Source organism: Caulobacter sp. B11, from assembly GCF_002737765.1.
GTDB lineage: Bacteria > Pseudomonadota > Alphaproteobacteria > Caulobacterales > Caulobacteraceae > Caulobacter.
The window spans coordinates 1-8,351 of the sequence record NZ_PEGG01000072.1; the positions used below are offsets into that span (position 1 = coordinate 1).

An 8,351-nucleotide genomic window follows, 5' to 3' on the forward strand; every position below is an offset into this window, starting at 1 on the left:
CCTTGAACGCCGCCAGCGTGCCTGACGGTCCGGTCCAGCGATAGAAGATGTGCTGGCCGACCTGCCGCAGCTTGACCAGGGTCGGGGCCCAATAGGGCGCCACATAGCTGGCGTGATAATGGGTGGCGACGCCGACCTCCTTCATCACGAAGCCGTTCAGGGCCCGCCGGGCGACCGCCTCCGCCGGGGCCCACAGCATCGGGTTGGGCTCGCGGTTCAGCGACCCGTCGCAGGTGAAGCTGAACTGGCAACCGGTGGCGCGCAGCGAGCCTTCATAGATCACGCCGCAGATCGACTTGGGATAGCCCGGATGGCGCATGCGATTGAGCACGGTCTGGGCCACCGCCTGCTGGCCCTCGACGGGCTCGAAGCCCGCCTCGTAATAGACGGCCTGGGTCAGGCAGTGCACGGCCCGATCGCGCTCGGGGCCGATGCTCCGCAGCACGAAGGGGTTGGCCGCCTCGACCGGCAGGGGCGAGACGACGCGCAGGGCGTTGATGATCCGCGCCTCGTCGAAGGTCGGGGCGCGGTCGCCCAGGCGGGGGATGTCCTTCAGATCGATGACCTCCCAGCCCGGCACCCGGCCCCAAAAGGTCTTGTGCGGCCGGGGGTCGTGGCGGCGGGCCAGGGCCAGCATGGCCGGGTCCATGTCGGCGACATAGCGGTCGAGGCCGGCGTCGGACAACTGGCCGCCCGTCACCGTGGCCATTCCCGTCGTCCGTCCCGAGCCGGGCGGCAGGGAATAGGTCGCGCAGGCCGACAGACCGCCCAGGACGATCGACGCCCAGACGGCCCGTGACGGCCAGCGGGCTGTGAACCCCAACATCCCGACGATCCTGGGTCCTACTTCACCCCAAGGGTGGCGCGGAGCATCCAGGCATGTTTTTCGTGGGCCTGAAGGCGCTGGGTCAGCAGGTCGGCGGTGGCTTCATCGCCGCCCGCCTCGGTCGCCGGGAAGGCGGCGCGGAGGGTGGCGATCAGGGTCTCGTTGTCCTTGAGCAGGTCGGTCAGCATGCCGTCGGAGTCCTGCTCGGGATCACCGTCCTTGATGCTGGAGAGGTTGCCGAAGGCGCCATAGCCCTGCGGGGCCAGCTCGCCCAGGGCGCGGATGCGCTCGGCGATGGTGTCCAGCGCCGCCCACTGCTCGGTGTACTGGCCTTCCAGCAGCACGTGCAGCGACTGGAAATTGGGGCCCCGGACGTTCCAGTGATAGCCGTGGGTCTTCAGATAGACCGCATAGGCGTCGGCCAAGACCTTGTTGAGGCCGGCGACGATCGCGCCACGATCCTTGCTCGAAATTCCGGTGTTCACGGCGACGGCCATGGTCATCTCCCTTGCTGCGCCCCCTAGGTAAGCGCCCCCGGCCTCGGGCCAAGGCTGAGCGCGGTGTAAAGGTTGGGATGACCCGGTCTTTGTCGCCCAGGCCGGCCCCGACGCTGACGCTTGATCAGCGCCCGACGGTCCCGGCGGTTCCACCGGGATCGACCGGCGGGGCGGCGCCGACGGACGAAAGGGTCTTTCGCGGAGGCCCTTTGCAATCCCCGAACAAAGGTCTATATGTCTTTCACGACTTATGCTCAATTTCAGCATAAGTCGGACGCCGGAACGGTTATCCTGGCCCGGCGTTTTTTGAGGTCGTGGAAATGCTCAGATTGAGCATAAGCGAGGATCAGATGGCCGACGGTTCCCCCGCCCCCCTTGACGCCTTCGGGGCCTTCACCGCCGAGATCGAGGCGGAAACCGCCGCGGCCTGGGACAAGGTCAAGCACCATGTCACGCCGATGGAATGGCGGCTGCACGCGCCGCTGATCGCCGCGATCAACCGGCTCAAGCGCGAGAAGAACGCCGTCATCCTGGCCCACAACTACATGACGCCCGAGATCTTCCACGGGGTCGGCGACTATGTCGGCGACAGCCTGGGGCTGGCCCGCGAGGCGGCCAAGTGCGACGCGGCGATCATCGTCCAGGCCGGGGTGCACTTCATGGCCGAGACCAGCAAGGTGCTGGCCCCGGACAAGCGGGTGCTGATCCCCGACCTGAAGGCCGGCTGCAGCCTAGCCTCGTCGATCACCGGGGCCGACGTGCGGATGATCAAGGCCCGCTATCCCGGCGTGCCGGTGGTCACCTATGTCAACACCACCGCCGAGGTGAAGGCCGAGACCGACATCTGCTGCACCAGCGCCAACGCCGTTCAGGTGGTGGAGTGGGCGGCCCGCGAATGGGGCGTCGACAAGGTCATCCTGATCCCCGACGAGTTCCTGGCCCGCAATGTCGCCCGTCAAACGGATGTGAAGATCATCGCCTGGCAGGGCCGCTGCGAGGTGCATGAGCGCTTCACGGCCGCCGACATCGCCGAGATGCGCCTGGCCTATCCGGGCGCCGAGATCCTGGCCCACCCGGAATGCCCGACCGAGATCCTCGACGCCGCCGACTTCGCCGGTTCGACGGCGGCGATGAACGACTATGTCGCCCTGCGCAAGCCGGCCCAGGTGGTGCTGATCACCGAGTGCTCGATGGCCGCCAACGTCCAGGCGGAGTCGCCGAACACCCAGTTCATCGGCCCCTGCAACATGTGCCCGCACATGAAGCGGATCACCCTGCGCAACATCTACGACGCCCTGGTCAACGAGCAGTTCGAGGTGACGGTGGATCCCGTCCTCGCCGACCGCGCCCGCCTGGCCGTGCAACGGATGATCGACCTGCCGCCGCCCGCCGTTCCGGCCCGCTACGACCTCGTCAAGGCGCGCCATCACGTCGACGTCGAGCTGATCTAGTGCCCTTCCCCTTGATGGGGAAGGGCGTGGAGCCCCGAATGACTCACTGCCGCATCACCTTCGACGGCCCCGTGATCCTCGGCGCCGGTCTGGCCGGTCTGACCGCCGCTCTGGCGGCCAAGCGCGCTTTGGTGCTGTCGCCGACGGCGCTGGCGACCGGCTGCTCCAGCGCCTGGGCCCAGGGCGGCATGGCCGCGGCCCTGTCGGACGAGGACGCCCCGGCCCTGCACGCCGCCGACACCATCGCCGCCGGCGCCGGCCTGTGTGATCCGCAGGCGGTCGACCTGCTGACCACCGAGGGCCCGGCGGCCGTCCGCGCCCTGGCCGCCCTGGGCGCTCCGTTCGACAAGACCGGCGACGACTTCGTCCTCAGCCTCGAGGCGGCCCACTCCAGGGCCCGGGTCGCTCGGGTCGGCGGCGACGGGGCGGGCGCGGCGATCATGGCCGCTGTCATCGCCGCCGTGCGCGCCACGCCGACCATCGAGATCCGCGAGAACGCCCGCGCCCGCCGGCTGCTTCAGGACGCCACCGGCCGCGTCGTCGGCGTGCTGGCCGAGATCGACGGCCAGTTGGTCGAGATCCTGAGCCCCGCCGTGATCCTGGCCACCGGCGGAGTCGGCGGCCTCTACGCCGTCACCACCACGCCCAAGGAAGTGCGCGGCGAGGGTCTGGGTCTGGCCGCCCTGGCCGGAGCGGTGATCGCCGATCCGAATTCGTCCAGTTCCACCCCACCGCCATCGACATCGGCCGCGACCCCGCGCCCCTGGCCACCGAGGCCCTACGCGGCGAGGGGGCGATCCTGCGCAACAGCGACGCCCGCGCCTTCATGGCCGACTATCACCCGGCGCCCTAGAACTGGCCCCGCGCGACGTGGTCGCCCGGGCCATCCATGCCGAACGCGAGGCCGGCCGCGGCGCCTTCCTGGACGCCACGGTGGTGGTCGCGGGTCGGCGGCCACTTCCCGCGGGAATTCCCGGCCGTGTTCGAGGCCTGCATGCGCGGCGGCGTCGATCCGCGCCGCGCCATGATCCCGGTGACGCCGGCCGTGCACTACCACATGGGCGGGGTGGCCACCGATCTGGACGGCCAGACCTCGCTGCCGGGACTCTTCGCAGCCGGGGAATGCGCCGGCACGGGCGTGCACGGCGCCAACCGCCTGGCGTCCAACAGCCTGCTGGAAGCGGCCGTGTTCGGGGCCCGGGCCGGACGGGCGGCGGCGAGGGCGGTCACCATCGGCGGCGAGCCGGTGTCGCTGCAGCCCCTGCCCGACCTGCCCGAGGCCGCGCTGCAAAGCCTGCGCAAGGCCATGAGCCGCGACGCCGGGGTGATCCGCGACGCGGCCGGCCTGACGCGGCTGGCCGGCGAGATCGCGGTTCTGGAAGATCGGCATGGCCCCTGCCCGACCCTGATCGCCGCCCGGCTGATCGTCACCGCCGCCCTGGCGCGCGAGGAAAGCCGAGGCGGCCATTTCCGCGCCGACTTCCCGGCCGCCGACGCCGTCGGCGTTCGCGCCTTCGTCACCCTGGAGAGCGCGGACCCCGCCGTCCGCCACGCCGCCGAATGACCCTGTCACCCCTTCCCGATCTTCTTATCCGCCCCCTGATCGAGGCCGCCCTGGCCGAGGATCTGGGCCGGGCCGGCGACATTACGGGCCAGGCCTGTATCGACGCCGACGCCCGGCTGTCGGTGGTGTTCGCCGCCCGGCAGGACGGCCGCATCGCCGGCCTGGACTGCGCCCGCCTGGCCCTGGCGGCGATGGACCCGACCGCGACCTTCGAGATCGTCACCCCCGACGGCGCCGACGCCGCGCCCGGCGCGATCCTGGCCCGGGCCGAGGGCAACGCCCGCGCCGTGCTGATCGCCGAGCGGACGGGGCTGAACCTGCTGGGCCGCCTGTCGGGCATCGCCACCCTGACCCGCGCCTATGTCCGCCTGGTCGAGGGCACCGGCGCGACCATCGTCGACACCCGCAAGACCACGCCGGGCCTGCGGGCCTTGGAGAAATACGCCGTGCGCTGCGGCGGCGGGACCAATCACCGCTTCGGCCTGGATGACGCCATCCTGATCAAGGACAACCATGTGGCCGCCTGCGGCGGAGTCGGCGAAGCCGTCCGCCGGGCCCGGGCCTTCGCCGGCCACCTGGTCAAGGTCGAGGTCGAGGTCGACGGGCTGGACCAGCTGGAAGACGCCCTCCGCCATGGCCCCGACGTGGTGATGCTGGACAATTTCAGCCTCGACGACCTGAAGACCGCTGTCGGTCTGTCCAAGGGGCGAGCGGTGCTGGAGGCCTCGGGCGGGGTCAATCTGGCGACGGTGCGAGCCATCGCCGAGACCGGGGTCGAGGTGATCAGCGTCGGCGCCCTGACTCACTCGGCCCCGGTTCTGGACATCGGGCTGGACGCGGCCTGAGCACGACCTGGTCCCGGGTGCGACAATTTGCCCGACCCCGGGAGCGTAACCTTAACCTTCGCTCATTAGGGTCTCCCGGTCACGAAACCGTCAGCGGACGGGCCGGAGCCAGCGGTTGCAACCCAGTACCTATTTCAGTCTCGACAAGGCCAAGGCCCTGATCGTCGACGGCAATAGCCAGTCGATGGACATCCTGGTGAGCGTCCTGACCAGCTTTGGCCTGCGCAACATCGTGCGCAAGGCCAATGGCAAGGAAGCCCAGGACGAACTGAAGGCCCGCCCGGTCGACCTGATCCTGACCGACGCCAACATGCCGCAGATGGACGGCTATGACCTGATCCGCTGGGTGCGCACCGAAGGCAGCGAAGCCGTGCGCATGACCCCGGCGATCATCGTCACCGCCCACACCCCCAAGTCCAAGGTCGAGAAGGCCCGCGACTGCGGCGCGAATTTCATCATCGCCAAGCCCATCGCCCCCGCCATCATTCTCGAGCGGATCCTTTGGGTGGCGCGGGCCGACCGCCTGTTTATCGAGTGCGATGTCTATGTTGGTCCCGACCGGCGCTGGCGAAACGCCGGACCGCCCGTCGAGCACCCCGATGGACGCCGACGCGACGACAAGCCGGCGGATCTGGGCGAAGCCTCCGGCGAAAACATGTCCCAGGCCGAACTCGATTTGATGATCAAACCCCAGAGGTCCGCCGGATGAGCGAAGTCAAAAAATTTCGCATGCGGCCGCGCCTCGCGCAGTTGGTCAAGCAGTCGGGCGGCATGTACGTCACCGACGCGCTCAAGCGCGCCGACGCGGCGCTGGAGGTGATGCGCGAACCGCTGCTGACCTCGATCGACGACTATCTGGTCAAGTTCGACACCCTGCTCGAGGCGCCCGACGCGCCGGACCTGATCGACACCCTCTATCGCTGCTCGGCCGATGTCATCAGCCTCAGCGGGGCCGAACAGACCGACGCCGTCCAGACCGCCGCGCGCTCGCTTTGCGATCTGGTGGGAGAGGCCGGCGCAGTGACCCCCGCCTTGCTGGCCGGGATCAAGGTGCATGTCGCCTCGATCAAGCTCCTGCACCGCGCCACGCTCGATCCGGCGACCCAGGCCCCGATCCTGGCCGGCCTGGCCCGGGTGCTCGAAAAGCAGCGCGGCGGCGAAGCTTAAGGTTAGCTCCGGCCGCGCAGCCAGGGCGCCAGCCGATCCTGCAGCGGCTGGTCGACATAGGTATGGAACAGCCAGGCCGCGCCATAGGCCAGCGGGAACGCGGCCAGCCACATCAGCCACTGCCAGCCGATGCCGATCGGCACGGTGTCGATCAGCTTGTGCACCGCGCTCCAGTAGATCACCCCCACGAAGATGTGGGTGATGAACAGGGCGAAGGACAGCTTGGCCCCCTCCTCGATCCAGGCCCGGGGACGCTTCACCGGCAAGCGGCCGGCCCCTAGGATGATCAGGGCGATGGCCGCAAGGCTGGGCAGGTCGAACAGCAGCGGACTGGGCAGGGCGTAGCGGTCCAGGGTCTGCAGCAGCACCAGCCCGCCGCAACCGCCCAGCAGCAGGACCCGGGCCGCGGCCTCGGACGGCCAGTTCATCTCGACCGCCCGCGCCAGGCAGGCCCCCAGCACGAACAGCGGCAGGGCCCGCACGATGCCGAACTGGAACGAGATATCGGCCAGGGCGTGGTCGAACACCCGTCCGGCCAGAAGCTCGAACAGGCCATAGATCGCCGCGCCGATCAGCGGCAGCAGCCAGGCGTGACGCACCCGGCTGATCCCCTTCCACAGGAACGGAAACAGGGCGTAGCAGATGATCAGGGCCGACAGCGACCAGCTGGGCAGGTTCCAGCCGTCGCTGGGAAAGCCCCAGGCGTGGATCAGCAGGGCCTGGCCCGGCAGCTGGTCCCAGGCGAAGCGCGAGGGCTTGTGGGCGTCGGTGCCCAGGGCGTTCAGGGCCAGCACCAACAGGGCCATGGCCGCCAGCACGATCAGGTGGGCCGGCCAGACCCGTCCGGCCCGGCGCAGCCAGAAGCGCGGCGGGCTGATCCGTCCAGTCAGGGTCGAGGCCCCATAGGCCCGGCCCAGCACATAGCCCGACAGCATCAAGAAGAAGTCGGTGGCCAGGAAGCCGCGCGAGAACACCTGGTGGAAACGCTCGATGCGAAGCGGGCTCTCGGCCCCGTAGTGATAGATCACGATCAGCAGCGAGGCGAGAAACCGCAACAGGTCCAGCGCCCCACCCCGCACCGCCGCCCGCAGCGGACGATCGGCCACGGACGTCAGGGTCGCCTCATCGGGCGCGGCGGGGGGAAGGACGGGTGTTTGCACGGTGCATGGCCTTAACAAAGCTCACCCGATTGGGAAAGCGGCCGTGACGTCATCGTGGGAGTGAGGCGTTAGGGGGACGGAGCCGGCGCATAGGGATCGACCTCTGCCAAACCCCTCCACTTCCCCGGCCTTCGCAGGGGAGACGGCGTTAGGGGGCGTCAAAGGCCCTACCCTAGCCAACCCCTCCACTTCCCCGGCGAAGGCCGGGGCCCAGATCCAGCCTGAGCCTTTGGGGATGATGCGCCTTCTGACCCTGCCCAGCTCACCCAACGCTCCGGGTTCGACCTGGGCCCCGGCCTTCGCCGGGGAGGTGGAGGAATTGAAGGGCGAGTCCCCTGGAAGTCACGCTCCCAACCCTCCCCGCGCTTGCGCCCCAACCGCTGCGATCCTATCTGTAACTCAAGAAGTGCCAGATAGGACCGCGCCATGACCGCCCGCCTGCCCGCCCTGTTTCTCGGCCACGGTTCGCCGATGAACGCCATCGAGGACAATGGCTGGAGCCGCGCCTGGTCGGCCCTGGGCCGCGACCTTCCGCGTCCGCGGGCCATCCTGATGGTCAGCGCCCACTGGGAAACCCGGGGCGCCAGCGCGGTCAGCGCCGCGACCCATCCCGAGACCATCCACGACTTCGGCGGCTTTCCCCAGGCCCTGTTCGACGTGCAATATCCCGCGGCGGGCGACCCGGCCCTGGCCCAGCGGGTGGCTCAGCTGCTCGCGCCCGACCCGGTCGTCCAGCATCCGACTCGAGGCCTCGACCACGGGGCCTGGGGCGTGCTGCGGCCGATGTATCCCAACGCCGACATCCCGGTGGTGCAGCTGAGCCTGGATCGCGGCCGACCCG

9 protein-coding genes and 1 pseudogene are annotated in these 8,351 nt (G+C 69.6%); 7 read left to right on the plus strand and 3 right to left on the minus strand.

The window, feature by feature from the left end:
• Together CSW58_RS04545 and CSW58_RS04550 are read right to left on the minus strand one after the other, a co-directional pair.
• Positions 1-826, minus strand: an 826-nt coding sequence (locus tag CSW58_RS04545) for a cell wall hydrolase (protein WP_143755074.1), incomplete at its 3' end; no start/stop codon positions are given.
• Positions 827-843: 17 nt separating this feature from the next.
• Complete coding sequence (locus tag CSW58_RS04550) at positions 844-1,323, minus strand: Dps family protein (RefSeq protein ID WP_099446486.1); 480 nt, start codon at positions 1,321-1,323, stop codon at positions 844-846.
• A gap of 350 nt (positions 1,324-1,673) precedes the next feature.
• Between CSW58_RS04550 and nadA the strand changes: the two genes are divergently transcribed.
• From nadA to CSW58_RS04575, 6 genes and pseudogenes are all read left to right on the plus strand, one after another.
• Entirely contained in the window at positions 1,674-2,774 is a 1,101-nt protein-coding gene (nadA, locus tag CSW58_RS04555; RefSeq protein WP_201721572.1) for a quinolinate synthase NadA, read from the plus strand.
• Positions 2,775-2,812: 38 nt separating this feature from the next.
• A pseudogene (locus CSW58_RS04560) lies at positions 2,813-3,888 on the plus strand (FAD-binding protein); the annotation flags it as partial.
• Between the two features lie 192 nt (positions 3,889-4,080).
• The gene (locus tag CSW58_RS14930; protein WP_236627648.1) at positions 4,081-4,338 is read left to right on the plus strand and encodes a hypothetical protein; all 258 of its coding nucleotides are present in this window, start codon (positions 4,081-4,083) and stop codon (positions 4,336-4,338) included.
• Positions 4,335-5,183, plus strand: a complete 849-nt coding sequence (nadC, locus tag CSW58_RS04565) for a carboxylating nicotinate-nucleotide diphosphorylase (RefSeq protein WP_099446482.1) — start codon at positions 4,335-4,337, stop codon at positions 5,181-5,183. Before CSW58_RS14930 ends, nadC begins: the two co-directional genes overlap by 4 nt.
• A 115-nt stretch (positions 5,184-5,298) precedes the next feature.
• On the plus strand, positions 5,299-5,892 hold the full coding sequence (locus CSW58_RS04570) for a response regulator (RefSeq protein WP_099446483.1): 594 nt from the start codon (positions 5,299-5,301) through the stop codon (positions 5,890-5,892).
• Positions 5,893-5,912: 20 nt separating this feature from the next.
• The gene (locus tag CSW58_RS04575) at positions 5,913-6,350 is read left to right on the plus strand and encodes a hypothetical protein (protein WP_236627647.1); all 438 of its coding nucleotides are present in this window, start codon (positions 5,913-5,915) and stop codon (positions 6,348-6,350) included.
• Positions 6,351-6,352: 2 nt separating this feature from the next.
• Here the strand turns inward: CSW58_RS04575 and CSW58_RS04580 are convergent, their stop codons facing one another.
• Positions 6,353-7,510 (minus strand): acyltransferase, encoded by a 1,158-nt coding sequence (locus CSW58_RS04580; protein WP_099446485.1) that lies wholly within the window; start codon positions 7,508-7,510, stop codon positions 6,353-6,355.
• 426 nt (positions 7,511-7,936) lie between these two features.
• On the opposite strand from CSW58_RS04580, the gene CSW58_RS04590 reads away from it, so the two are divergent.
• Positions 7,937-8,351, plus strand: a 415-nt coding sequence (locus CSW58_RS04590) for a dioxygenase (RefSeq protein WP_143755076.1), incomplete at its 3' end; no start/stop codon positions are given.